General features: G+C 67.5%; 25 protein-coding genes. 11 read left to right on the forward strand and 14 right to left on the reverse strand.

Annotation, left to right across the window (positions count from 1 at the left end):
• The first annotated feature begins 50 nt into the window (after positions 1-50).
• From WJ16_RS26230 to WJ16_RS26245, 4 genes are all read left to right on the forward strand, one after another.
• Positions 51-890 (forward strand): universal stress protein, encoded by an 840-nt coding sequence (locus WJ16_RS26230; protein WP_069259950.1) that lies wholly within the window; start codon positions 51-53, stop codon positions 888-890.
• A gap of 8 nt (positions 891-898) precedes the next feature.
• Complete coding sequence (locus WJ16_RS26235; protein WP_069259951.1) at positions 899-2,098, forward strand: acetate/propionate family kinase; 1,200 nt, start codon at positions 899-901, stop codon at positions 2,096-2,098.
• A gap of 69 nt (positions 2,099-2,167) precedes the next feature.
• Positions 2,168-2,671, forward strand: a complete 504-nt coding sequence (locus WJ16_RS26240; RefSeq protein ID WP_069259952.1) for a universal stress protein — start codon at positions 2,168-2,170, stop codon at positions 2,669-2,671.
• Positions 2,668-3,501 carry a universal stress protein gene (locus WJ16_RS26245; RefSeq protein WP_069259953.1) on the forward strand — a complete coding sequence of 278 codons (834 nt, stop codon included), beginning with the start codon at positions 2,668-2,670 and terminating at the stop codon, positions 3,499-3,501. The genes WJ16_RS26240 and WJ16_RS26245 overlap by 4 nt, the downstream gene beginning before the upstream one ends.
• A gap of 48 nt (positions 3,502-3,549) precedes the next feature.
• Here WJ16_RS26245 and WJ16_RS26250 read toward each other — a convergent pair whose 3' ends face one another.
• The gene (locus WJ16_RS26250) at positions 3,550-4,020 is read right to left on the reverse strand and encodes a universal stress protein (protein ID WP_069259954.1); all 471 of its coding nucleotides are present in this window, start codon (positions 4,018-4,020) and stop codon (positions 3,550-3,552) included.
• 247 nt (positions 4,021-4,267) lie between these two features.
• Here WJ16_RS26250 and WJ16_RS26255 point away from each other — a divergent pair, with 247 nt between their 5' ends.
• From WJ16_RS26255 to fnr, 3 genes are all read left to right on the forward strand, one after another.
• Entirely contained in the window at positions 4,268-6,262 is a 1,995-nt protein-coding gene (locus WJ16_RS26255; protein WP_069259955.1) for a PAS domain S-box protein, read from the forward strand.
• Positions 6,259-6,906, forward strand: a complete 648-nt coding sequence (locus WJ16_RS26260; RefSeq protein WP_069259956.1) for a response regulator — start codon at positions 6,259-6,261, stop codon at positions 6,904-6,906. Before WJ16_RS26255 ends, WJ16_RS26260 begins: the two co-directional genes overlap by 4 nt.
• A 671-nt stretch (positions 6,907-7,577) precedes the next feature.
• Positions 7,578-8,351 (forward strand): fumarate/nitrate reduction transcriptional regulator Fnr, encoded by a 774-nt coding sequence (gene fnr, locus WJ16_RS26265; RefSeq protein WP_069259957.1) that lies wholly within the window; start codon positions 7,578-7,580, stop codon positions 8,349-8,351.
• Between the two features lie 25 nt (positions 8,352-8,376).
• Here fnr and WJ16_RS26270 read toward each other — a convergent pair whose 3' ends face one another.
• On the reverse strand, positions 8,377-9,366 hold the full coding sequence (locus WJ16_RS26270) for a zinc-dependent alcohol dehydrogenase family protein (protein ID WP_069261141.1): 990 nt from the start codon (positions 9,364-9,366) through the stop codon (positions 8,377-8,379).
• A 174-nt stretch (positions 9,367-9,540) separates the two neighbouring features.
• Between WJ16_RS26270 and WJ16_RS26275 the strand changes: the two genes are divergently transcribed.
• The 4 genes from WJ16_RS26275 (at position 9,541) to WJ16_RS26290 (ending at position 12,294) form a co-directional block, all read left to right on the forward strand.
• On the forward strand, positions 9,541-10,542 hold the full coding sequence (locus WJ16_RS26275; RefSeq protein ID WP_069259958.1) for an Acg family FMN-binding oxidoreductase: 1,002 nt from the start codon (positions 9,541-9,543) through the stop codon (positions 10,540-10,542).
• A 52-nt stretch (positions 10,543-10,594) separates the two neighbouring features.
• Positions 10,595-10,930, forward strand: a complete 336-nt coding sequence (locus WJ16_RS26280; RefSeq protein ID WP_069259959.1) for a c-type cytochrome — start codon at positions 10,595-10,597, stop codon at positions 10,928-10,930.
• 22 nt (positions 10,931-10,952) lie between these two features.
• Positions 10,953-11,930, forward strand: coding sequence for an LOG family protein (locus WJ16_RS26285; RefSeq protein WP_069259960.1), 978 nt, complete (start codon positions 10,953-10,955; stop codon positions 11,928-11,930).
• A gap of 139 nt (positions 11,931-12,069) precedes the next feature.
• The gene (locus WJ16_RS26290) at positions 12,070-12,294 is read left to right on the forward strand and encodes a hypothetical protein (protein WP_069259961.1); all 225 of its coding nucleotides are present in this window, start codon (positions 12,070-12,072) and stop codon (positions 12,292-12,294) included.
• A 220-nt stretch (positions 12,295-12,514) separates the two neighbouring features.
• On the opposite strand, the gene WJ16_RS26295 is transcribed toward WJ16_RS26290, so the two are convergent.
• The 12 genes from WJ16_RS26295 to WJ16_RS26350 all read right to left on the reverse strand — a co-directional run bounded on the left by WJ16_RS26295 (position 12,515) and on the right by WJ16_RS26350 (position 22,866).
• Entirely contained in the window at positions 12,515-12,754 is a 240-nt protein-coding gene (locus tag WJ16_RS26295) for a hypothetical protein (RefSeq protein ID WP_069259962.1), read from the reverse strand.
• Between the two features lie 50 nt (positions 12,755-12,804).
• Positions 12,805-13,455: a BON domain-containing protein gene (locus WJ16_RS26300; protein WP_069261142.1), complete on the reverse strand. Its 651-nt coding sequence runs from the start codon at positions 13,453-13,455 to the stop codon at positions 12,805-12,807.
• Between the two features lie 97 nt (positions 13,456-13,552).
• On the reverse strand, positions 13,553-13,987 hold the full coding sequence (locus WJ16_RS26305) for an Hsp20/alpha crystallin family protein (RefSeq protein WP_069259963.1): 435 nt from the start codon (positions 13,985-13,987) through the stop codon (positions 13,553-13,555).
• A gap of 180 nt (positions 13,988-14,167) precedes the next feature.
• The gene (locus tag WJ16_RS26310; RefSeq protein ID WP_069259964.1) at positions 14,168-14,443 is read right to left on the reverse strand and encodes a DUF1488 family protein; all 276 of its coding nucleotides are present in this window, start codon (positions 14,441-14,443) and stop codon (positions 14,168-14,170) included.
• Between the two features lie 65 nt (positions 14,444-14,508).
• Positions 14,509-14,979 carry a universal stress protein gene (locus WJ16_RS26315; RefSeq protein WP_069259965.1) on the reverse strand — a complete coding sequence of 157 codons (471 nt, stop codon included), beginning with the start codon at positions 14,977-14,979 and terminating at the stop codon, positions 14,509-14,511.
• 143 nt (positions 14,980-15,122) lie between these two features.
• Complete coding sequence (locus WJ16_RS26320) at positions 15,123-15,644, reverse strand: hypothetical protein (RefSeq protein ID WP_236858335.1); 522 nt, start codon at positions 15,642-15,644, stop codon at positions 15,123-15,125.
• 387 nt (positions 15,645-16,031) lie between these two features.
• Positions 16,032-17,219, reverse strand: a complete 1,188-nt coding sequence (locus tag WJ16_RS26325; RefSeq protein ID WP_069259967.1) for a M20 aminoacylase family protein — start codon at positions 17,217-17,219, stop codon at positions 16,032-16,034.
• A gap of 63 nt (positions 17,220-17,282) precedes the next feature.
• A complete protein-coding gene (locus WJ16_RS26330) occupies positions 17,283-18,740 on the reverse strand; it encodes an aldehyde dehydrogenase family protein (RefSeq protein WP_069259968.1) in 1,458 nt (485 codons plus the stop codon).
• 202 nt (positions 18,741-18,942) lie between these two features.
• Entirely contained in the window at positions 18,943-20,268 is a 1,326-nt protein-coding gene (locus WJ16_RS26335; protein ID WP_069259969.1) for an NAD(P)/FAD-dependent oxidoreductase, read from the reverse strand.
• Positions 20,269-20,270: 2 nt separating this feature from the next.
• Entirely contained in the window at positions 20,271-21,005 is a 735-nt protein-coding gene (locus WJ16_RS26340) for a cupin domain-containing protein (RefSeq protein WP_069259970.1), read from the reverse strand.
• Between the two features lie 112 nt (positions 21,006-21,117).
• A complete protein-coding gene (locus WJ16_RS26345; RefSeq protein WP_069259971.1) occupies positions 21,118-21,564 on the reverse strand; it encodes a helix-turn-helix domain-containing protein in 447 nt (148 codons plus the stop codon).
• Positions 21,565-21,588: 24 nt separating this feature from the next.
• A complete protein-coding gene (locus tag WJ16_RS26350; protein WP_069261143.1) occupies positions 21,589-22,866 on the reverse strand; it encodes an NAD(P)/FAD-dependent oxidoreductase in 1,278 nt (425 codons plus the stop codon).
• Positions 22,867-22,904 lie beyond the last annotated feature (38 nt).

Genomic DNA, 22,904 nt, shown 5'->3' on the forward strand with positions numbered 1-22,904 from the left:
TTCGTAGACTGGATTGCACTGGCGGATCCCCCGTCGAAGGAGCGATTCCGATGAGCTACAAAAGCCTGGTCGTACACCTCGATACGAGCGCCCGCGCGCATTCGCGTCTCGAGTTGGCGTTGCGTCTTGCCCGGCGCTTTGGTGCGCATCTCACCGGGCTGTTCGCGGTCTACACGCCGGAGCCACATTCGTTCTACGTCATGGCTGGTTCCGCAGATTATTTCCGCGCGCACCGTGAGCAACGCGACGAGCGGCGCGCCGCACTGGAACGCCTGTTCCATGCGGAAGCCGCACGTGCAAAAGTGCCGGCCACCTGGGTTCGCGCAGATGAGCGCGCGAACGTGGCCGTGCCGCGCGCCGCGCGTCTCGCCGACCTCGTGATTGCGGGCCAGAGCGACCCGAACGATCCCGAAACCTACATCGACGACCAGTTTCCGGAGAACCTCGTGTTGTCCGCCGGTCGCCCGGTGCTGTTCTGGCCGTACACCGGCGAATTCCCGTCGATCGGCGAACGGGTATTCGTCGCATGGGACGGCAGCCGCGAAGCCGCCCGCGCCGCGCACGATGCGCTCCCGTTTCTCGAGCATGCGAAGCGCACCACGGTCGTCGCCGTGGTCGATGGCGATTCGGAGGCGGCGACTACACGCATTCCGGCCGCCGATGCCGCACTGATGCTGGCGCGCCATGCATACGACGTGAACGTGCTGGACATCGATGCCGGCACGGGCAAAGCGGTCGGCGACACGCTGCTTTCGCGTGCTTATGAAACGGGTTCCGATCTGCTGGTCATGGGTGCCTACGGCCATCCGCGCTGGCGCGAGCTGGTCATGGGCGGCGCCACGCGCACGGTGCTCGCGTCGATGACGCTCCCGATACTGATGTCGCACTGAGCCGACCGATGCGTACGCTCGCGCTGCTCGTCGTCAATGCCGGCTCGTCGAGCGTGAAATTCGCGGTCTTCGCGTATCCGCCGCACGGCGATCCGGCACGGCGGCCACTGCACGAGGGTGAAGCGGTCGCAACCGGCAACAGCGTATCGATCCGCTTCGACGCTGCCCCGGGCGGCACGCTGCCGCTGCGCGCGGGCGATCCGTACCGCGCCGTGCTCGCGCAGATCGCGCTGTGGATCCGCTCGCAGCTGCCGCATATCGCGCTGGGCGCGATTGCACATCGTGTCGTGCACGGCGGCGCCCGGTACGTCGACCCGGTAGTCGTCGACGACGCGGTACTCGACGCGCTGCGCACGCTGACGCCGCTCGCGCCGCTGCATCAACCGCACAGTCTCGATGCAATCGACGTGCTGCGCGACGCGTTTCCCGACGTGCCGCAGGTCGCCGTGTTCGATACCGCGTTTCATCGCACGCTACCGCGCGCCGAGCAACTGCTGCCGTTACCGCATGCGTGGTTCGACCAGGGTGTGCGCCGCTACGGGTTCCATGGTCTGTCGTACGAATATCTGGCCGTCGCGCTCGACGAACGGTTCGGCGCACGTGCGCACGGCCGCGTGATCGCCGCCCATCTCGGCAGCGGCGCCAGCCTGTGCGCGATGCGCGACTGCCGCAGCATCGCGACGACCATGGGCTTCTCGGCGCTCGACGGGCTGATGATGAGCACACGCTGCGGGGCGCTCGATCCCGGCGTGGTCCTGCACCTGATCGAGGCCGGCAAGCTGTCCACCGAAGCAGTGGGTCGCATGCTGTACCACGAGTCGGGCCTCAAGGGCGTGTCGGGCGCCTCCGGCGACCCGCGTGTGCTGCTGGCGTGCGAAGCCGCAGGTGACGCACTGGCCAGCGATGCACTGACGCTGTTCGTGCACCGCATCGTCCGCGAAGCCGGTGCGCTCGTCGCGCTGCTCGGCGGCCTCGACATGCTGGTCTTCACCGCCGGCATCGGCGAGCATTCGGCCGTGTTGCGCGAGCGGATCTGCGCGGCGCTCGCGTGGCTCGGCATCGAAATGGATGCGGACGCGAACGCGGACCATGCGCAGGTCGTGTCGTCCGCGTCGAGCTCGGTCACGGTTGTCGTCGAGCCGACCAACGAAGCGTGGATCGCCGCGCGCGCCGCAACCGATGTGCTGCGCGCCCCCCGCGACGATTGATCCAGATCAGCGCGACCGGCGCGCACGCGCCGATGATGATCTCATCCACCTCCGTTCAAGGGAAATGCCATGTACTCGAACATTCTGGTTGCGCTCGACGGCAGCGAAACGTCGTCCCGTGCACTCGACGCCGCGCTGGCAATCGCGTCGGAGACGGGTGCCCGGCTGACTCCCGTCTACGTCGTTGATTTCCTGGTGCCGGCCTACGACATGTACGGCTACGACCCGTCGATTCTGGTCGACGCCTTTCGTGAGGAAGGGCTGCGCGTTACCGAGGACGCGGCACGACGCCTGAAAGCGCGTGACGTCGCCGGCACACCGCAGATCTCCAACGTCGCGCCGGCTGGCGAAGACATCCCGCACCGGATCGTCAGTCTTGCCAACGAAATCGAGGCCGACCTGATCATCATGGGCACGCACGGCCGGCGAGGCGTTCAGCGCCTTTTCCTCGGCAGCGTGGCCGAGCGCGTGCTACGTCTGGCCACGTGCCCTGTACTGATGATTCCGGCGGGCTGCCCGTCCGGAAAACCCGCCGGGACCGTCGCGGCATCAACCGAAAAGGAGCCGTCATGAGCTACAAGACCCTGCTCGTCCACCTCGACGACAGCGAGCGCTGCGCGACCCGCGTCGACCTCGCGCTCGACCTCGCGGCACGCTGGAATGCGCATCTGATCGGCCTCTACGTGGTCTGCCAGGATCTCTTCGAACCGCTGCGAAGACCCGATGAACCGCTGAAGCTTGCCGTCTACGAGCGCCTGTGCGACCAGCGGCGCACGGAGGTCGAGGAGAAATTCCTGACGGCCGCCGAACGCGCGGGACGCAGCGTCGAATGGCAGGCGCCAACCGGCGACCCGACCGCCGCCGCCATTCTGCACGCGCGCCACGTCGATCTGCTGATACTCGGCCAGGAGGACCCGGACGATCGCATGACCTACGTGGCGCGCCATTTCGTCGAGGATCTCGTGATGGGCAGCGGCCGTCCGGCGATCGTCGTGCCCTACGCGGGCGACGTGCGAACGATCGGCGAGAACGTGCTGATCGGCTGGGACGGCGGGCGCGAAGCCGCCCGTGTGATGGCGGATGCGCTGCCGCTGCTCGCTCGCGCGCGCTTCGTCAACGTCGAGACGGTCGTTCGCGGGCAGCCCGATCCGGACAAGACGCCCGCGGGCGTCGACGTGGCCGCGTACCTCGAGCGGCACGGCGTGCGCGCGTCGTTCTCGACGACGCCGCGCGACCGGTCGGTCGGCGTAGGCGCGACGCTGCTGAACCGGGTAACCGACCTGCATGCGGATCTGCTCGTCATGGGCCTGTACAGCCATGCGCGCATGCACGAGCGCGTGCTGGGCGGTGCGACGCGCACCGTCCTCGAGACGATGACGGTGCCGGTGCTGCTGTCGCACTGACGCCGTACGGACGACCACGGGGCAACCGCCCGCGGTTGCCCTCTCCCGTCACAACACGGCCGCACACGCGCCCCGCCCCTCACGCACGATCAGCACCGGCCGGTCGGCGCTGCGCACCAGCGATTCGGCGACGCTGCCGAGCACCGCGCGGCGCACGCCGCAGCGTCCGTGCGTGCCCATCACGATCAGGTCCGCGTCGCATTCGGCGGCGGCTCGCGCCAGCACGGACGACACGTCCTCGCCGCACGCGTCGATCGTGTGCGCGGTGCCGCGCACACCGCACAGGCGAAACGCGGTCTCGGCGTCCGCCACCGCGATCGCGGCCTTGTCCGCATCCAGTCCCGCCGGATCGCGCCGGTCGATATAGCCGCTGTCGACGACTGTCAGTCGCGGCGCGTCCGATACCACGCACACGGCAACGATCAGGCCACCTGAATCGCGGACGAGCGCGATCGCCTCGTCGAGCGCCAGCCGCGAGCTGCGGCTGCCGTCGAGTGCCGCGAAGATCCTTGCATACATGATGCCTCCCTGGTGGCGTCGGGTTTTGATTGGAATGCCAAACCAGTCTGGGCCCGCCGCGCATCATCCGGTTGACGCCGGTCAAGCCCGCACGGCAGCCGCCATGCGCATCGGTCCCGATTGGCGAACCCAGACAAAACGCGCACAATTTCGGGCGACATCGCAGTTTCGTCCCGCACCGCGTTCGTGCCTCGCATCCGGCCCGCCGCTCGCCAGCCGCCGGCGAAATCCGTCAGGATGAACGGACATGACAGTCAATGCGCCCTCCTTCAAGGCCGGGCCGGATCCGCACAGCATTCGGCCCGCGCGCTACGCGACCCTGGCCGCGCTGCTGACGCTGGCGCTCGGCCTGACTGCGTCATTTGCGTGCGCCCGGCTTCTGCAGAACCGGGCGCAGGAAGCCGTCCAAGCTCGCTTCACGCAATCGGCGACGCTGGCCACGGCCGACTTCCGGCGCAGCCTCCTTGGCGCCGCTACCGTTTTGCGCGGCGCACGCGGCTTCGTATCGACGCTGGCCGTGCGTCAATCCGGCGACGCATGGCGCCGCTACCTCGCCAGTCTCGATCTGGACGGTTTGCAGTCGCCCGTCCGCAGCCTTGGAAGAATCGAACCGAGCGCCGCCGACGACAATCAGGCGACCCGGCGGGCGCTGCAGCGCGCGGCAGAAACCGGCAACGCCGCGCTGGCCGCGAGTGCGATCCGGGACAGCGCGGACGGGACGATCGCTCGCACGGCGCTGACGCTGTATCTGCCGATTTATGCGAACGCTGAAGACGAGGCTTCGTTCGGGCCGCAGCATGCGCGCGCGACGGGATATGTTTATGCGGCGCTCGATCCGGAGCGTCTTGTCGAGCCATCGGTCTTGAATCGTCTGCACATGGAAATCACGGCTGACAACCCGGCGGCCCCCATCTATTCCGGCGGGTTCAGCGGCGACGACGCCACCGGCGCCCGCGACATGCTCATGCGAACGGACGCGTTGACGTTTGGCGGCGCACCGCTCTCGCTGCGCTACAGTGCGCCGCCCGCCGACACGTCCGGATCCACGATGGCCGTGCTGGTGGCCGGATTTGCGCTGTCGCTGATACTGGCCGCCCTCGTGCAGCAGGTCGGCGTCAGGCGAACGTCCGCAACTGTCCCGGTCGGCGACGGCCAGCCGACCGAGGCGAGGATGATGGGCATCATACGGTCATCGATGGAGGCCATTATTACCGTCGATGAAGGCCAGACGATCGTGATCTTCAATCCGGCCGCGGAACGTGTGTTCGGCGTCTCCGCGATGGAGGCGATCGGCGCGCCGCTCTCCCGCTTCATCCCCGAGCGCTTCCGCGCCGCGCACACGCGGCACGTCGAACAATTCGGCGTGACGGGCGTGTCGGAGCGCCAGATGGGACAGCAGCGCGTGCTGTTCGGCCTGCGCGGCGACGGCTCGGAGTTTCCGATCGAGGCGTCGATATCGCAGATTCGCGACGGCACGGGCAAGCTGTACACGGTCATGTTGCGCGACGTCACCGAGCGAGTCCGCGCCGAAAATGCCATCAGGCAATCACGCGAGGAACTGCGCGATCTGTCCGCCAACCTGCAGAACGTACGGGAGGAAGAAAAAACGCGGATTGCACGCGAACTGCACGACGACCTCGGCCAGCAACTCACGGCGCTCAAGATGGATCTCTCCGCCGTCGAACTGGGGCTCGCGGGCATCGTCGCCCCCCACACCGGCGTGCGCGAGCAGTTGGGCGGCATGCATCGCCTGATCGATTCGACCGTGGCGTCGGTTCGACGCATTGCGGCCGATCTACGGCCGGTGATGCTCGACGATCTCGGTCTCATCCCGGCGATCGAGTGGCTGGCCAACGATTTCACGCATCGCTACCGGATCGCGGTCGAGCGGGACATCGCCCCAGTCGATACCGCGTTCACCAGCGCGGCTGCCACGACGCTGTTCCGAATCGTGCAGGAAGCGCTCACCAATGTCGCGCGGCACGCCGATGCGACGCAGGTGACGCTCGCATTGAAAATGGAAGGAGGCTACTGCCTGCTGCGCATCGCGGATAACGGTCACGGCGCGCCGGACAGTGCTCACGACGAGCGCGATCGTCCGTCGTTCGGGCTGATCGGCATACGTGAACGCGCGCACATGCTCGACGGTACGGTGACGATCGACAACCGACCCGGAACGGGCTTCACGATTACCGTGGCGCTACCGCTTCATGCCATCCAGCAAGGAGACGTATTGTCATGATCAGGGTACTCATCGCTGACGATCACGCACTCGTCAGGGACGGCTTGCGGCACATCCTGCAGAGCGCGAGCGGGTTCGAGGTCGCGGGCGAAGCACGCGACAGTGCGTCCACGATCGCGCTCGTGCGTGACACCCCCGCGAATGTCCTGGTGCTCGACCTGTCGATGCCCGGCCGAAACGGCGTCGAACTCATCAAGCAGATCAAGGACGAGAAACCCGCATTGCATATCCTCGTGCTGACGATGCACGCCGAGCAGCAATACGCGGTGCGCGCGTTCCGCGCCGGCGCGTCCGGCTACATGACCAAGGAGAGCGCGAGCGCCGAGCTGGTCGCGGCACTGACCAAGATCGCGGCCGGTGGCGTCTACGTCAGCCTGACCATGGCCGAACAGTTCGCGCAGAGTCTCAACGAGCCGACCGACCTCCTGCCGCACCAGCGTCTGTCCGACCGTGAATTCGACGTGTTCCGGCGCGTCACCAGCGGCGAGTCGATCTCCGAAATTGCGGAAGCGCTCTGTGTCAGCGTGAAGACCGTCAGCACGTACAAGACGCGGATTCTCGAGAAGATGCAAATGCCGAACGACACGGCGCTCGTGCGCTATGCGATGCGCCACAAGCTGTTCGACGACCCGGACGAACTCTGATACGGCAACGCAGCCGGCTGGCATGCTTCGACGACCACACTCCGCCGCTGCGTCAGTGGCTTGCCACTGCGCGTGCCGACCGGGTGGCGCCAAACTGGCCATCGATATCCGTGACGAACGCTTTCCGTCACGGTGCAAAATTCCCCGAACCGCGCGAGTGCACGAGCGGCGTGCGCCAGTTCCGCCCACTTCTTTCCGGCCTTCGGCTCGACGGCCATGCTTCCGACTCGCAACCAGTCGACCGTATCGCGAATCAATCTGCTCGCGATGCTTCAACGCGGCGTCGCGCGATATCGAAGATAGCGCCCGCCATCGCCGCCGGCATTGAGTCAGGTCAACCGAATCGGCGCCCGTTGCGGTTGAGTGGCGGCCCGCCTGCCGACGCATTCAGCCAGACGAAACGGGCTCGCCGCTAGCGACAAGATGCCGCTCCGCTGTAGGAAACGTCCTACAACACTTCCACGTGTCCTACCGCATCTTCAATTGCCGCTGATTTCCGTCGTGCCGCGCGCCATCCATACTGCGTATCAAGAAAAACAAGCAAGCGCGCCGCCCTGAGCAAAGGCTGCTTCACCGCCGATACCGTCGTATCGGTCTCCTGGCCCGTGCGGCGCGGTTCCCCATCAGGAAGGCGGCAGACGTCGCCGCCGCCCCACGCACTGGAGCCGATCATGCAAAGCAATGCCGATGTTTCGCCGACCATGCCGTTACGCCCGTTCATTCCGTTGCATCCCGTCGAACCGGCGGAACGACCGAAACGCGCCGCGTCCCGTTGTTCCACGTGCGCGTTGCGTACCGTCTGCCTGCCGGCTGACCTTTCGCCTGACGATTTCGCGCGTGTCGACGCGATGATCTGCACGACGCGGCACGTCAGACGCGGCGAAACGCTGTTTCGCGCAGGCGACGCGTTCCACAGCATCTATGCGGTACGGACCGGATCGTTCAAGACCATCGTGATGCATCGCGACGGCGACGAGCAGATCACCGGCTTCCAGATCGTCGGTGAATCGCTCGGGCTCGACGGCGTGCACACCGGGCACCACAACGGCGATGCGATCGCGCTGGAGGACAGCACGGTCTGCATCATTCCGTTTGGGCAACTCGAGCAGATGTGTCGTGAAGTGCGCCCGATGCAGCATCACGTGTACCAGATGATGAGCGGCGAAATCGTCCGCGAATCCGCGCTGATGCTGCTGCTCGGCACGATGACCGCCGAGCAGCGCGTGGCCGCGTTCCTGCTGAACCTTTCCACTCGCTTCAAGGCGCGCGGTTACTCGGCCGCCGAGTTCGTGCTGCGGATGACGCGCGACGAGATCGGCGAATATCTCGGGATGAAGCTGGAAACGGTCAGCCGAATGATGTCGAAGTTCCAGCACAAGGGGCTCGTCGCGGCGCAAGGCAAGCAGATTCGCATCGTCGATTCGGAAGGCCTCGGGCGAATCTGATCGCGTTGCGTGCGCGGCGAGCGCGTCAGCCGCGCAGGGCGAGCACCGCCGCCCCGGACAACCGCCCCGTGCGCAAGTCGTCGAGCGCGCGGTTCGCGTCGGTCAACGCATAGCGCACGGCCTCGACCCGCAACGGCATCGTATCGGCGATCCGCATGAATTCGACGGCGTCCGTACGCGTCAGGTTGGCGACCGACACGATGCGGCGCTCACCCCACAGCCACGCGTACGGAAAGCTCGGAATATCGCTCATGTGAATACCGCCGCATACGACGATCCCGCCTTTGTCGACGGCGCGGAGCGCGGCCGGCACCAGTGCTCCCACCGGCGCGAAGATGAGCGCGGCGTCGAGCGCCTGGGGAGGCAATTCGTCGCTGCCGCCGGCCCAGGCCGCGCCCAATGAAAGCGCGAGCTGCTGCGCGACCGTATCGCCGGGCTTCGTCAGCGCAAACACCTTCCGCCCCTCGAAATGCGCGACCTGCGCGACGAGATGCGCCGCCGCGCCGAAGCCGTAGATGCCGATGCGCCGCGCGTCGCCCGCCATGCGCAAGGTTCGATAACCGATCAGGCCCGCGCACAGCAGCGGCGCGGCTTCGAGATCGGAGAAGCGCAGTGGCAGATGCACGCAGTACCGGTGGTCGGCGACGGTGCACTCGGCATAGCCGCCATCGATCGTATAGCCCGTGAATCGCGGGCTGTCGCACAGATTTTCACGGTTCGTCGTGCAATACGTGCAATGGCCGCACGTCGAGCCGAGCCACGGCACACCGACGCGGTCGCCCACGGCGAAGCCCGTCACGCCCGCGCCGAGCGCGCGCACCGTGCCGACGATTTCGTGCCCCGGGATCAGCGGCAGTTTCGGATGCGCGAGCTCGCCGTCGACGACGTGGAGATCCGTCCGGCATACGCCGCACGCGTGTACGTCGATCAGCAGTTGGCCCGCCCGCGGAAACGGATCCGGCACACGCGCCTCGCGCAAATGCGGTGTCGTGCCGTCAAACATCATCGCAAGCATGCTCGCCTCCCCGCGCACGCCGGTTCGTACGCTTGACATCTCCACGCTAGTCGATCCGCGTCGCGAACGCATGGCCCGGTGACGGGCCGTTGACGTGGGTCAACGGCGGCCGGCCGGTTGCTGCCACGATGAAATGGCATAACGCCCCCCGTGTGGCGACCAGGAGATGATCGAATGATATCCGTTCCCCCCCTTGCCGCAAGCACCCACCCCGAGGACCATCTGAGGTCGCTGCTGGCCTACGCGGTGCTGGCCCCGTCCAGCCACAACTCGCAGCCGTGGCGTTTCATCGTCGACGGCCCCACGATCGCGGTCTGCGCGGACCGTGTGCGCGCCTTGCCCGTCATCGATCCGTTCGATCGAGAGCTGATCATCAGTTGCGGTGCGGCCCTGCTCAACTTGCGCGTCGCGCTCGATCACGCCGGGCTTGCTCACACGATCAACACGTTCCCTTCCGACGTCGATCCCGATCTGCTGGCGATGGTCCGGGTGTGCGACGATGGCTATTCCGACGCGTCACTCGGCGCGCTGTTCGATGCAATTCCGGAGCGCGTCACGACGCGTGCGCCGTTCGAATCGACGGCCGTGCCGGACGCGCTGCAGCGCGAGCTGATCGCGGCCGGCGTCGCGGAGGGCGCGGAGGTCGCCTGCGTCGATTCGATCGGGCATCGCGCCCGGGTGGCCGAGCTGGTCGCGGAGGCCGATCAGCAGCAGTTCGCGGACCCGCGCTTTCGTCGCGAACTGGCGAGCTGGATCGATCCGCGTCGGCACGTCGACGGCATGCCGGCATTCGCGGCCGGCGTGCCGACGCTGCTGGATTTCGCGGCACCCGTCGTGACGATGGCGGTACGAACATTCGATCTCGGCAACGGGCTGGCCGCGCTGCATCACCAGCTCGTCGGCGCGTCGCCGTTGGTCGTATGCATTTCGACCATGCGCGACGATCGAGACGCGTGGCTCGCCGCCGGACAGGCGCTGGAGCGCGTCCTGCTCGTCGCTACGCGCGCAGGCTATACGGCGTCGTACCTGAACCAGCCGATCGAGACGGCCGGGCTGCGCGCCCACCTGCGTCACATGCTCGGGCTGCACGGCGAGCCGCAGTTGCTGCTGCGCGTCGGACGCGGCCCGCATACGTCGCATTCGCCGCGCCGCCCGCTCGACGAAGTCGTCTCCTGATCGCGCGTGGCGGCACGGCGCGGCCCATCTGATCCGGACGAGGAAAGACAACATGAACCTCCCGCGTTACGCTGCCTTCTGCGTGATCGTCACGGCCGCCAACCTGGCCGCCGCGCAGACGGCCGTGCCCGAGCCGACCGATCTCGTCAATGCGCAGCACTGCATGTTCTGTCACACGTCCGACATGACGTTCCTCGGGCCGTCGTTCCACGACATCGCGCAGCGCTACCGCGGCGATCCGACGGCCGCGCCGGAACTGGAGCGCAAGCTGCGCGTCGGCGGCAGCGTGCACTGGGGCGACACGCCGATGCCGTCCGCCGAGGATCGCGGCGGCCCGCTGTCCGCCGACGACGCGCATCAGCTTGTGCAATGGGTGCTGAGCCAGTAACCGGCCCGCCGCCCCGCAGCGCATGTCGACCGCAGTCAAACGCATTCCAGCCGGTATCGCGCGAGGCGAACGCGCACGCGCGCGGCCCGACGCGGTCGTCCGCAGCGACGGCGTCCAGCGTATTCCGCATCGTGCGCCGCGTTGCGCCAACCGCCCGAATCGCACGCCGGCCGTCGATGACGATGCAACCATCCTGCAGCGCGCAGGGATGCGCGGCATCCGGCTGCAACTCGACTACTGGAAGGCCGAGGAACGCCTGCAGAACGAACGCATCCGTCATGCCGTCGTCATTTACGGCAGCACGCGCATCGTCGCCCCTGCCGTCGCGAACGCGCGGCTGAACGAGGCCAATCGCCTGCTCGCGGCGCACCCGCACGATGCGGGCCGGCGTCGTGCCGTCGCGGCGGCGAGCCGGCTTGTCGAGCACAGCGTGTATTACCGCATCGCGCGCGAATTCGGGCGCATCGTCGGCCACGCCGACCGGTGCGCGCGCGCCGCGCGGCTCGCCATCGTCACCGGCGGCGGCCCCGGCATCATGGAGGCCGCGAACCGCGGCGCGTACGAGCGCGGCGCGCCGAGCATCGGCTTCAACATCGAGCTGCCGCGCGAACAGGCGCCGAATCCGTACATCACCCCCGATCTCTGCTTCCGGTTTCACTATTTCGCGATCCGCAAGCTGCACCTGCTCGAGCGCGCGAAGGCGGCGGTATTCTTCCCCGGCGGCTACGGCACGTTCGACGAGCTGTTCGAAGTCCTGACGCTGCTGCAAACGCGCAAGATCCCGCCGCTGCCGGTCATCCTCGTCGGCGAAGCGTACTGGAGGCGCGCGGTCGACCTGGCCTTCCTCGCGGACGAAGGGATGATCGATCGCTGCGATCTCGACCTGTTCACCTACTGCGAATCCGCCCCCGACATCTGGCGCGCAATCGGCGGTTGGTATGCGCGGCGACGCACTGTGCGACGCCGCACGACGCCTAAGCCTAAGCCGCGTGCCGTGTAGGAATCCGCCGACGCCCGCCGCACGATTCCTACCGCAGCTTCGGGGCACGCCGATTGAATCGCACGGACGCAGCAACGATACTGGATTCACGGATCACTGCTGCGCGGTGTCCGGATTCCGGGCCATCAGGAGAATCGTCATGTCACACGCTACCCATCTTCCCGATCCGGGCGATCGGGCCGCCCGCACCAACGCACCCGCGCTCGACACACTGGCGCTCGTCGCCCTCGCACGTGACGCCGGCATGCTCGTGATCCTCGACGGCCAGATCGGGCGCGAGCGGTACGAAAGCGTGACGGGATCGATCGCCACGCTGGCACGCTTCGCGCAGGCGCTGCAACTGTCGGCGTGCAAGGCCGTCTGAAGCCGCGCACGGCCGTGCCGTGCCGAGGCATCCAGTACCGGGGGCGGCAGCGCAGACACGCGGCGCGCGACGAAGCACCGGTCCCGCGCCCGGGCGCCGCTTGCCGCACGAAACCGGGCGCACGGCCAGACACCTCGATACGTTCGCTTTCGGCGTGTGTCGCATCGGATGCCGAACGAAATACCGAGACGCGGACGACGCGTTCGCGACCGCTGCTGCTTCAGACCGTAAACGTGTTCGACTTCCTCATCTCGACCCACGCCATCCCGGCGCGCAGCCCGTCGAACGCGGCTTCGCGCTCGGTGTCGTGGGTCCGGCTGTGCACGAACGTGCGCGCACATCCGCCCTCCGGCGACATCAGCGTCACGTGGATCCTGCAACGGTAGCCGCCCGTTCCGGTGGCGATCGTCTCGATCGCCACCGACCAGTCCGCATCATGTACCTCGCCTGACAGTGACATTGGGTTCCCCCTTCCATGCGGGCTGCGCATCGGGTTGCGGGTTGACGGCGTTACTCGACGACCAGATCGTCGACGACGGCGCGTACGCCGCGCGCCGACCATGCCGCCCCGCGAACGGCCTTGCGCTCGGAGAACGAGCCGACCTTGCCGGACAGTCGCACGGTGCCGTCGCGCACCTCGATCGCGATGTGTTTGGCCTCGCGTTCCGCATGGCGCATGATCGCGCGCTTGATGTTGCCGCCAATGTCTGCCGAGCCGATCGTCCCCTGCACCGCGATATGGTCTGTCACGCCGGTCACGCTGCGCATCTGCGAGATCGCCCGCACGGCCAGATGGCTCTGGTACGCCCATTCGACCCTGCCGGACAGCGTGATCCAGCCGTGTTCGACCTGCACCTTGACCGCGTCGTCGTCCAGCCCGACCGTCCAGTGCAGCACCGAGCGCACCGCGCTCGCGATGTCCTCGTCGGTGCGCACGTCGTCGTCCGGCAGATGCACGGTCATGTCGACGACGAGCGCCTTGACGCCGGCCACGCGGTTCGCCGCCCGCTCGATCGCCAGTTTCTCCGCGTAGCTCGGCGGATGACCCGAGAGCGTCACGATCCGGTTGAGGACCTCGACACCGATACGTGTCGCGTCGATCGCCGGGTCTGACTCGAGTTCGTCCTGAACGTCCTGCTTCAACTGCTTGTCGGTCTTCATCGCCTGCACTCCTGTGGGCCGCGGCGCGCCTGTCCGCCGCACATATCGAGCGTTGCACGCGCGCGGCCGGGAATTCCGGACCTCGCCGGCCGTCCGATCAACTGACGGCCAGTTTCTTCTGTGCGACCGGCGCCTTCTTCGGAAGCGTCAGCGACAGTACACCGTCGTGGTATACCGCCGTTGCATTCGCGTCGTCGATCTCGCCGGACAGCGAGAACGAACGGCTGATCGCACCGCTGTAGCGCTCGCGCCGGATCACACGCTCGCCATCCTTCTGCTCCTTGTCGCGCTCGATCTTCGCGTTGATCGATACGGTACTGCCCGCCACCTGGACGTCGATGTCGTCCTTGGCGACGCCCGGCAGTTCCGCGTTGACCCTGTACGCATCGTCGCTTTCCGTCACGTCGATCTTCATCGAAGCCAGGTCGGGCTCGTCCGTCAGCGCCATTGCGCGCAGCGGCCTGAACAGCCCCTGAAACAGGTCGGCGACGGGTTCGATCGAAAACGGATCGTAACGCGTGACATTGCTCATGGTTTCTACTCCTTGAACGATAAACGGGCGGCCCGCGCGTTCGCCCCACCCGCGCGACGCCATGATGAAGACCGGATTGGCTCGGCACCGTGTGCCATGCAACGGACGAACGATCATCAGGATTCCAGCGTAACTGCCCGCATGGGCGTGCGCTTGATGCGCGTCAAAGGCTGCGGGCGCTCAGGTGCAGAACCGGAAATAGCCGCTGTGGAGCAGGATCGGCCGGCCGTCCATCTCCTCGAGCAGGCACCGCGCGGCGCGTTCGATCGCGGGACGGTGGCGGGCAAACGCCTCCACGAGATCCTGCTCGCGCGGCGACGCCGCGCGGAAGTGATCCTCCAGCGCTTCCGCGGTAATCGCGCAGCGCACGCGGCGGCCTTCGACCAGCGCCGGAAAGGTCAGTGCCGGATCCAGGCCGCAATACGTCGGATGTTCGGAAGGAAAGGAGATCTGCATGATGGTCACCTCGGCAGGTTGCGCACGGGCAGGCGCCGGCTGGCGGCGCCGCGTGCATGGCGGCTCTACGCCGCCGCCGCGGCCGGTGCTGCGTCGCTGCCGCGCACGAGCAGCACCGGGCAGCTCGATCCGCGCAGGAAACGTTCGGCGACGCTGCCGAGGAGCAGCCGCCGGACCCCGCGCCGCCCATGGGTTCCGACCACGGCGAGATCGATCGACCGCTCGGCGACGTAGCGCTGCAGCCGTTCGGCGACACTCTCGCCGAGCTCGGTATCGACGAGTTCCGTCTCGCCGTTGACTGCCGCATGCGCGATGGTTCGTTCCGCTTGTCGCAGGACCGACACGCCGTCGCGCCGGATCTCGGCGAGCAATGCGTCCGGGTCCATGCGTCCGCCGAACGTGATCAGCAATGATTTGTCGACGACGAAAACGGCGAACAGACGGGCACCATGCGATCGCGCCAGCTTCAGGCCCTCGTCGAGCGCCCGTTGCGATGAAGGGCTGCCGTCCACGGCGACCATGATGTTCGTGTACATACCGACCTCGCTGGATGAACCGACGCGCCGGCGGCGTTCGGATTGGTTTTCATCATCGGCGTTCGCCGGAAGCGGGCGTTGACGGAGGTCAACGGTTCGACATCACGCGCAAATCGGCACGCGAGTGGGTGCGAGACGCCGGATCATCGCGGCACGACGGGCGTCGTCGGCGCGTCGGACGAACGCGCCGAGCTCCCGTATGACCGGAAGCCTCGCTCGATGTCGAGGATCTTCGTCGCGCACGCGTCGTACCGCCAGCCGGGGCCGCCGTCGCTGTCGTACATGCCCTTGCACATCGCCTTGAGCCGGATCATCGTAGCGTCGCCCGAGGCCGTGCGGGAGGCCCAAAGGTACACTTCTCCGGCGAGAAACGGAGCCGCCGTTTCGATCGTGTCCGCGTCAGCGCGCGTAATCCGGGTCGACGAGTACGCTTCTATGTAGCGGCGCGCGAAGGTCCATGCACGGTCGCATTCGGCAGGCGTCGAGCACTGCAGCGCCGCAGCCTCGCGCGTCGCGAACAATTGCGTTTCCGTCGACCGGAAGGCCGCGTTTCGTTCCGCGTCGGCGCATGCTCCCAATGCAAGCAGCACGCCAACCGCCCATAACCGTTGTTTCATCGCTCGTGCCCCGCAACGTATCGAGTTCCGCCCGCGATCGGGCGGCATGAATACGCTCGGCGCGCAGTCTCGTCCCGCATCGCGCAAGCGCTCGAGTCGACTGTATTGCCCTCGCGAAGCGCGCGGATGATCTGCGTCAATCACCCGCCCGTGCGGTGCGAATCGCATGCACCGCACAGGTCACCCAGGTAGACGCGGCGGCGTGCCGACTTCAGGCCCGTGCCGGCACGCGGAACACCTTCCGGGGCACGCGATTGCGACAGCCTCGATCGAGCATGGGTGCGAGTCTCGCCGCCAGCGGGAATGCGCGGGGTTACGGCAGCGCCCGTATGAAGAATTCGACGCTCGACCTATCGCTCGCGCCGGCATCATGGAGCCGTGATGCACCGGAATCGCGCGGGTGCCATCGAGCATCGTCGACGCCGGAACGGTCCATCACGGCGATTGCCTGAAGTAACGCTGCGCCAACGCAACCCAATACCGGACGCCGTCCGGAATGATGTCGTCGTTGAAATCGTATTTCGGGTGATGCAGTGCCGGCGCTGCCGCGCCGTCCCGCGCATTGCCGATCAGCACGTAAGCACCCGGCCGCTCCTCCAGCATGAAGCCGAAGTCTTCGGAGGTCATGTTCGGGGGCACGTCGCTGGACACGCGTTCGTCGCCGAACGTGTCGCGCATCACCGATTCGCAGAGCGCCGTCTCGGCCGGCGTGTTGACGGTGGCCGGGTAGTACTGAAAAAAATCGACTTCGACTTGCGCACCGTAGGCGCCGGCAAGCCCCTCGCACGCGAGCTGGACGTCGCGCTGCAGCTTTTGCTGCAATGCCGAAGACAGCGTGCGGATCGTCCCGCGCAGCTCGGCAGTGTCGGGAATGACGTTGTCCGTCGTTCCCGCATGGAACATGCACACGGAGATAACGGCCGGATCCACGGGGTCCTTGTGGCGCGCCGCGATGGTCTGGCATTGCAGCACCATCGAACACGCGAGCGGTACCGGATCGATGCCCAGATGCGGCTGCGCCGCGTGCGCGCCCTTGCCGGTCACCGTGATCCTGAACCGGGAGCCCGCTGCCATGATCGGGCCGGTGCGCAACCCGAAATGCCCGGCCGGCAAGCCGGGCCAGTTATGCATGCCGAACACCGCTTCCGTCGGATACTGGTCGAAGAGGCCGTCGTCGATCATCTTGCGCGCGCCCGCACCGCCCTCCTCTCCGGGCTGAAACACGAAATGAACGGTGCCCGGCAGTTGCGGCAGTGACTTCAGCACGCGTGCGGCGCCGAGCAGCATCACGGTGTGGCCGTCATGGCCGCACGCGTGCATGATCCCGTGCGTGCACGACGCATGCTCGAAGTCGTTCGCTTCGCGGATCGGCAATGCATCCAGATCGGCGCGCAGCACGATGCCGCGGCCCGGATCCGTACCGGGCAGGCTCGCAACGACGCCCGTGCCGCCGAGCCCGCGCGACACCGCATAGCCGAGTGCCTCGAGCTCGCGGGCGACGACGTCGGCCGTCCGGTGTTCCTCGAATCGCAGTTCGGGGTGCGCATGCAGGTCGCGCCGCAGCTTTGCCCAGTGCGCGTGATGCGCTTGCAGCGACGTATCGGGGATGGCGGGGTTTTCCACTGTCGGTACCTTCGAAAGTAATTTGATTCAGTCCAGTCACGGCGCTCGCGCGCAGCACGCGCGTCAGTCGTAGAACCCCAGGATCGACTTGATCTCCATGTACTCCTCCATCCCCTCGATCCCGTACTCACGGCCGTTGCCCGACTGCTTGTAGCCGCCGAACGGCGCCTGCGGGTCCCATGCCGGATAGTTCAGATGCACCTGCCCCGCCCGGATGCGGGCGGCCACCGCGCGCGCAAGCTCCTTGTCGGTGCCCTGCACATGCGCGCCGAGCCCGTAGACCGTGTCGTTCGCGATGGCGATCGCTTCTTCCACGGTATCGTATGGCAGGATCGCGAGGACCGGACCGAAGATCTCCTGCTGCGCGATCGTCATGTCGGTGCGCACCTCGGAGAAAATCGTCGGCCGCGCATAAAAGCCTTTGTCGAAACCCGCAGGCCGCCCCGGCCCGCCCGCGATCAGCTTCGCGCGTTCGTCGAGGCCCGCGTCGATCATCTGCGCGACCCGCCCGAACTGCGCGCGATTGGCGAGCGGCCCGTGCGTCGTCGCATCGACGAACGGATCGCCGACGACGAGCCGCTGCGCCGCCGCGACGGCGAGTGCCTCGACCTCCCCGAGCACGTCGCGCGGCACGATCATGCGGGTCGGCGCGCTGCACGACTGTCCCATGTTCCGGAACGCGGCCGCCACACCCGGCGCAATGGCGTGCTCCAGGTCCGCATCCGGCAGCACGACGTTCGGCGACTTGCCGCCCAGCTCCTGCGCAACGCGCTTGACGGTCGGCGCCGCCGCCTGCGCGACCAGCGCGCCCGCCCGCGTCGACCCGGTGATCGACACCATGTCGACCTGCGGGTGCGACGACAGCGCGGCGCCGACTTCCGCACCGCTTCCGCTCACCAGGTTGAACACGCCGGCGGGCACGCCTGCATCGGCGATCACTTCCGCGAACAGCAGCGCACTGAGCGGCGACAGCTCGCTCGGTTTGAGCACCACCGTACAGCCGGCGGCAAGCGCCGGCCCGACCTTCGCGGTGATCTGATAGATCGGCCAGTTCCACGGCGTGATCAGCGCGCACACGCCGATCGGCTCGCGCACGATCGCGGTCGTCCCTCGCCGGGTGGCAAACGGGTAGCGCGCGAGGTTGTCGCGCGCTACCCGGACATGTTCAGCCGCGAGCGGCACATGCGCGGCACGCGCATAGCTGATCGGCGCGCCCATTTCCATCGCGAGCGCGGTCGCGAACAGCTCCGCGCGCTCGAGGATCAGCGCATGAACGCGGTCGAGCACGGCAGCGCGCACTTGCGGCGACGTGGCCGACCACCGTTCGAACGCGGCGCGCGCGGCGCGGACGGCCCGGTCGACGTCGAGCGCGTTGCCGAGCGGGATCTCGCACAGCACGGCCTCGGTGGACGGACACACGACCGCGAACCGTTCGTCGCCGTCCGGCAGTACCCATTCGCCGTCGATGTAGAAACGATTCAGCTTGTCGGCTTGCATCAGGTGAACAACAGGAGAATTCATTGCTGGGTGTCCTTGAGTCGATACGTGGCGCCGACGATAGGCAGGCGTCACGGCTTGCCGAGGTCGCCTGGTCTCGGGGCCCGGTCAAAGACCGGTCGACGTCGGCGCGCATGAGACGCACCGGTCCGAGCCGCACACGTGCGAGCCGGATCGATTCGCCTCATCCCGTCGCCGCCCCCGTCGTCCGCACGACGGTCTCGCGCTAAAAGTCGGCGACCTTGCCCCACGCGGAATCGTTGAACCGACCCGGCTGATACGGCACCGGGTCGACCAGCGGTTTCGCGCCGGTCGCGAGATCCGCGATCAGGTGCCCGGCGCCCGGTCCGATCCCGAAGCCGTGGCCCGAAAAGCCCGCCGCGAGGATCAGCCCCGGCACGCCCGCCACTTCGCCGATGCCCGGCACGCCGTCCGGCGTGCTGTCCACGAACCCTGCCCACGCGTGCGTGATCTTCGCATCGCGAAGCTCGGGCAGCAGTTCGGCTGCGCGGCGATACGTTTCCGCGACCGCCGACATATCGGGTTTCGGATCGAGAATGCGCATCGCCTCCATCGGCGTCGGCGCGTCGAGCCGCCAGCGCTTCAGCGTTTCATGGCCGCCGCGCACCCCTTCGAGGCCGCCCGGCAGTAGATTGCGCCAGCGCTTCGCGAACATCGGCACGAATTGCGGCGCGAAGCGCAGGAACTGCGGCGTCAGGTCCACGCGCGCGCGGCCGCTGATCGCCAGTGCGTAGCGGCCGTCGCTGCGGCGCGTCACGGACACGCCGGTCGTGTACATCGCATCCGGCAGCGGATGCTCGACGGGCGATACGCTCAGGATCGACTGCCGGATCGACGCCTGCGGAAAACGGATGCCGAGCTGGCGGCAGAACGACGACGCCCATGCGCCGCCGGCGAGCACGACGGTCCGGGTCCTGATGACGCCGGCCTCCGTGACCACGCCGGCGACTCGGCCGCCCTCGAGTTCGAGGCCGCGTGCCGCGCAATGCTGACGGACCGTGCCGCCGAGCTTCATCAGTGCGGCGGCCACGGCCGGTGCGGCCTTTTCCGGGTCGGCGGTGCCGTCGCTCGGCGAGAACACGCCGCCCTTCCACTGCTGCCGCGTGGCGTGCCCGCGCTCGGTGGCCTGCTTGCCGTCGAGCATGTACGTCTTCACGCCCGCGGTCTTCGCGAACTCGCCCCAGCTGGCCCAGCGGGACAGCTCGGCGTCGTCATTGCTCAGATACAACAGCCCGCAGCGATGGAAGCCGGTGTCTTCGCCGGATTCGGCGGCGAACCGCTCCCACAGGTCGATGCTCTTGCTCGCCATCGGCAATTCGCGCTCGTCGCGGTTCTGCTGCCGGCACCAGCCCCAGTTGCGGCTCGACTGCTCTGCGCCGATTCGCCCCTTCTCGACGAGCGCGACCGATACCCCGCGCCGGGCAAGGTAGTAGGCGGTAAAGACGCCGATGATGCCGCCGCCGATCACGACGACATCCGCCGACGCCGGCAGCGTGGTCTGGGTTTCTATGTGGCGCAACGGAGGGGACATGGTCAGTCTCGTTCGGTGGATGCATTGACGGTCTGCACGACGTAGAACTTCGCCACGCGCTCGCCGCTCTCCCAACCGATCGATGCGCCGCGCGGCACGAACAGCGCGTCGCCGGCGCCGAGCGACAGCACGCTGCCATCGGGCGCGGCGAACCGTACGCCGCCGTCCAGCAGGAACATGAACTCGTTCACGCGATGCGGGCGGACGATCCGGTGATAAGGCGTCGAATCCCACGTGCCCGCGCAGTACGCGGCGCCGTCGTCGACGAACACGTTGTCGCTGCGGCATTGCGGTGCGGGCCCGAGCAGCACCTCGGCCGGAAGCGTGGCCGACGGTTTGAAGTCGGCGTCCTCGTGCAGCGCAGCCACGCCGCGCTTCGTCGGCGTCGCACACGCGGCCGCGCAGAACATCAGCTGCACCGGCGATTGCGCGACGATGCGAAGCGCGGTGCCGCCGCCGATGACGGCGCCCTGTCGCGGGCCGAGCACCAGCGGCGCGGCCGCGGCCGCTTCGAGCGTCAGCTCGCCTTCGACGACGACGATCGTTTCGATGTGCGGAAAGCTCGCCACGTCGAGTTCGCCGACGAAGCCGATGCGCCCCGCGGCCATCGCGTCGGGCCCTTCCCACGCAATCTCGCGATGCTGCGCGAACGGGTCGCGCTCGCCGAACGCCTGCTTGCGGAACGCCGTTGAAGAAGGTGTGCCGTCGGCACGGTGCAACACGAAAACTGCGGTCATTTCTGCTCCTGTGCAGTGCGCGGCGGTCTCGTTGAAAGTGCGCCGCGCGATATCGGAAAGCGGGGTTCGCCCACCGGAAATCGTCCGGCAGGCAGGCCATCGATGCCGGTGCCTACGCCATGTGACACGTCGCTTCGCGCGGTTCGGCGCGCGTGCGCGTCGACGACGCGCGCATGGGCGACGTTCGCGCCTGTGCGCCGCCGGCACGGGCGACCACGTAATCGCGCGGCGTAATCCCGAGCATTCGCCGGAAATGCCGGCACAGATGGCTCTGGTCGAAGAAGCCGACGTCGGTCGCGACGACCGACGGCGCGACACCGGCGCGCAGCAGGTCCTGCGCGCGCCGGACCCGCACGAGGCATAGATACCGGTGCGGAGACAACCCGGTTTCGCTGCGAAAGCGCGCGGTGAAACGCGACACGCTCAAGCCGGCCACCGCGGCGAGCGTGTCGAGGTTCAGCGGCTGCGCGAACGATGCGTCGATCGTGCGCAGCACGTCGCCGATCGCCGACGATACGGGCCGCGCGACACGCGGCGAGCCAATGAATTGCACTGTCATGTCGAATCCTCCCCGGCGCCCGCTTCAGTGCAGGAAATCCTGCATCCGGTAGTACGCACCGACGAACGGCAGAAACCATGCGTGCCCGAAATGGCCGGGTATCGCGGGCCAGTCGAGTTCGCGCCACGGATTCGACGCGGCAGCGCCGTACAGCACGTCGGCCATCACACGGCCCATGTGTACCGACATCTGCACACCGTGGCCGCTGTAGCCCATCGAGTAATACAGCCCGTCGTGCTGGCCCGCGCGCGGCAGCCGGTCGGCGGTGATGTCGACGAGTCCGCCCCAGCAGTAGTCGAGCCGTACGTTAGCCAGTTCCGGGAAATAGCCGGCCATGCCGGCGCGCAGGATGTCGCCGCTTTTCGCGTCCGAGCGCGGGCTCGACATCGCGAAGCGCGCACGGCCGCCGAACAGCAGCCGGTTGTCGGGCGTCACGCGGAAGTAGTTGCCGATCTGGCGCGACGTCACGTACGCGCGGCGGTGCGGAAACAACCGGTTCAGTTGCGCGTCGGGCAGCGGCTCGGTGACGACGATGAAACTGCCGACCGGCGCGATGCGCCGCCGGAACCATGCGAACGGGCCGTGCTGCGATGCGCCCGTCGCGACCAGCACGCGATCGGCGACGATCGTGCCGCGCGAACAGGTGACTCGGTGCCGCTCGCCGTCGAGCCGCTCGAGTTGCGTGACGGCCGCATGCTCGTAGACGCGTGCGCCGGCCTGCACGGCCGCATGCGCGAGCCCGACGCCGAACTTGCCCATGTGCATCTGCGCGCCGTTACGCTGCAACAGCCCGCCGTAGAAGCCGTCGGACGCGACTTCGTCGCGAATCCTCGACGGTTCGATCAGTTCGATGTCGGGATCGACGTCGCGCCGCAGCACGTCGAACGTCTTCGCGAGTCCCGCGAAATGCTGTGGTTTCGCGGCAAGCTTCAGCTTGCCCGCACGCCGGAAGTCGCAGTCGATCGCGTGCGCCGTGACGATCGTCTCGACACTCTTCACCGCGCTTTCGTACGCACGATAGAACCGCTTCGCGGGCTCGATGCCGATGCGCGCGGCGAGCGACGCAAAGTCCTGGGCGACGCCGGTGTTGCACTGCCCGCCGTTGCGGCCCGACGCTTCACCGGCCACTTCGGCGGCCTCGAGCACGACCACCGATACGCCGCGCTGCGCGAGCGCGAGCGCCGCCGACAATCCGGTGAAGCCGCCGCCGATCACGACCACGTCCGCGCGCCCTTCGACGGGCCCTTCTCTGCCGGCGCGAAACGCGGGACGGGTATCCAGCCAGTACGATTCGAGTTTCATCGGATCCTTCGTTTGCATGCCGGTGACGGCCGTTCATC

Origin of the sequence: Burkholderia metallica, assembly GCF_001718555.1 — a bacterium.
In the GTDB taxonomy this organism is placed as follows: Bacteria; Pseudomonadota; Gammaproteobacteria; order Burkholderiales; family Burkholderiaceae; genus Burkholderia; species Burkholderia metallica.

Bases quoted from the DNA above. Each gene is read 5' to 3' on its own strand.
- WJ16_RS26230 (WP_069259950.1), top strand. From the start codon at position 51: ATGAGCTACAAAAGCCTGGTCGTACACCTCGATACGAGCGCCCGCGCG.
- WJ16_RS26235 (WP_069259951.1), top strand. From the start codon at position 899: ATGCGTACGCTCGCGCTGCTCGTCGTCAATGCCGGCTCGTCGAGCGTG.
- WJ16_RS26240 (WP_069259952.1), top strand. From the start codon at position 2,168: ATGTACTCGAACATTCTGGTTGCGCTCGACGGCAGCGAAACGTCGTCC.
- WJ16_RS26245 (WP_069259953.1), top strand. From the start codon at position 2,668: ATGAGCTACAAGACCCTGCTCGTCCACCTCGACGACAGCGAGCGCTGC.
- WJ16_RS26250 (WP_069259954.1), bottom strand. From the start codon at position 4,020: ATGTATGCAAGGATCTTCGCGGCACTCGACGGCAGCCGCAGCTCGCGG.
- WJ16_RS26255 (WP_069259955.1), top strand. From the start codon at position 4,268: ATGACAGTCAATGCGCCCTCCTTCAAGGCCGGGCCGGATCCGCACAGC.
- WJ16_RS26260 (WP_069259956.1), top strand. From the start codon at position 6,259: ATGATCAGGGTACTCATCGCTGACGATCACGCACTCGTCAGGGACGGC.
- fnr (WP_069259957.1), top strand. From the start codon at position 7,578: ATGCAAAGCAATGCCGATGTTTCGCCGACCATGCCGTTACGCCCGTTC.
- WJ16_RS26270 (WP_069261141.1), bottom strand. From the start codon at position 9,366: ATGCTTGCGATGATGTTTGACGGCACGACACCGCATTTGCGCGAGGCG.
- WJ16_RS26275 (WP_069259958.1), top strand. From the start codon at position 9,541: ATGATATCCGTTCCCCCCCTTGCCGCAAGCACCCACCCCGAGGACCAT.
- WJ16_RS26280 (WP_069259959.1), top strand. From the start codon at position 10,595: ATGAACCTCCCGCGTTACGCTGCCTTCTGCGTGATCGTCACGGCCGCC.
- WJ16_RS26285 (WP_069259960.1), top strand. From the start codon at position 10,953: ATGTCGACCGCAGTCAAACGCATTCCAGCCGGTATCGCGCGAGGCGAA.
- WJ16_RS26290 (WP_069259961.1), top strand. From the start codon at position 12,070: ATGTCACACGCTACCCATCTTCCCGATCCGGGCGATCGGGCCGCCCGC.
- WJ16_RS26295 (WP_069259962.1), bottom strand. From the start codon at position 12,754: ATGTCACTGTCAGGCGAGGTACATGATGCGGACTGGTCGGTGGCGATC.
- WJ16_RS26300 (WP_069261142.1), bottom strand. From the start codon at position 13,455: ATGAAGACCGACAAGCAGTTGAAGCAGGACGTTCAGGACGAACTCGAG.
- WJ16_RS26305 (WP_069259963.1), bottom strand. From the start codon at position 13,987: ATGAGCAATGTCACGCGTTACGATCCGTTTTCGATCGAACCCGTCGCC.
- WJ16_RS26310 (WP_069259964.1), bottom strand. From the start codon at position 14,443: ATGCAGATCTCCTTTCCTTCCGAACATCCGACGTATTGCGGCCTGGAT.
- WJ16_RS26315 (WP_069259965.1), bottom strand. From the start codon at position 14,979: ATGTACACGAACATCATGGTCGCCGTGGACGGCAGCCCTTCATCGCAA.
- WJ16_RS26320 (WP_236858335.1), bottom strand. From the start codon at position 15,644: ATGCCGCCCGATCGCGGGCGGAACTCGATACGTTGCGGGGCACGAGCG.
- WJ16_RS26330 (WP_069259968.1), bottom strand. From the start codon at position 18,740: ATGAATTCTCCTGTTGTTCACCTGATGCAAGCCGACAAGCTGAATCGT.
- WJ16_RS26335 (WP_069259969.1), bottom strand. From the start codon at position 20,268: ATGTCCCCTCCGTTGCGCCACATAGAAACCCAGACCACGCTGCCGGCG.
- WJ16_RS26340 (WP_069259970.1), bottom strand. From the start codon at position 21,005: ATGACCGCAGTTTTCGTGTTGCACCGTGCCGACGGCACACCTTCTTCA.
- WJ16_RS26345 (WP_069259971.1), bottom strand. From the start codon at position 21,564: ATGACAGTGCAATTCATTGGCTCGCCGCGTGTCGCGCGGCCCGTATCG.
- WJ16_RS26350 (WP_069261143.1), bottom strand. From the start codon at position 22,866: ATGAAACTCGAATCGTACTGGCTGGATACCCGTCCCGCGTTTCGCGCC.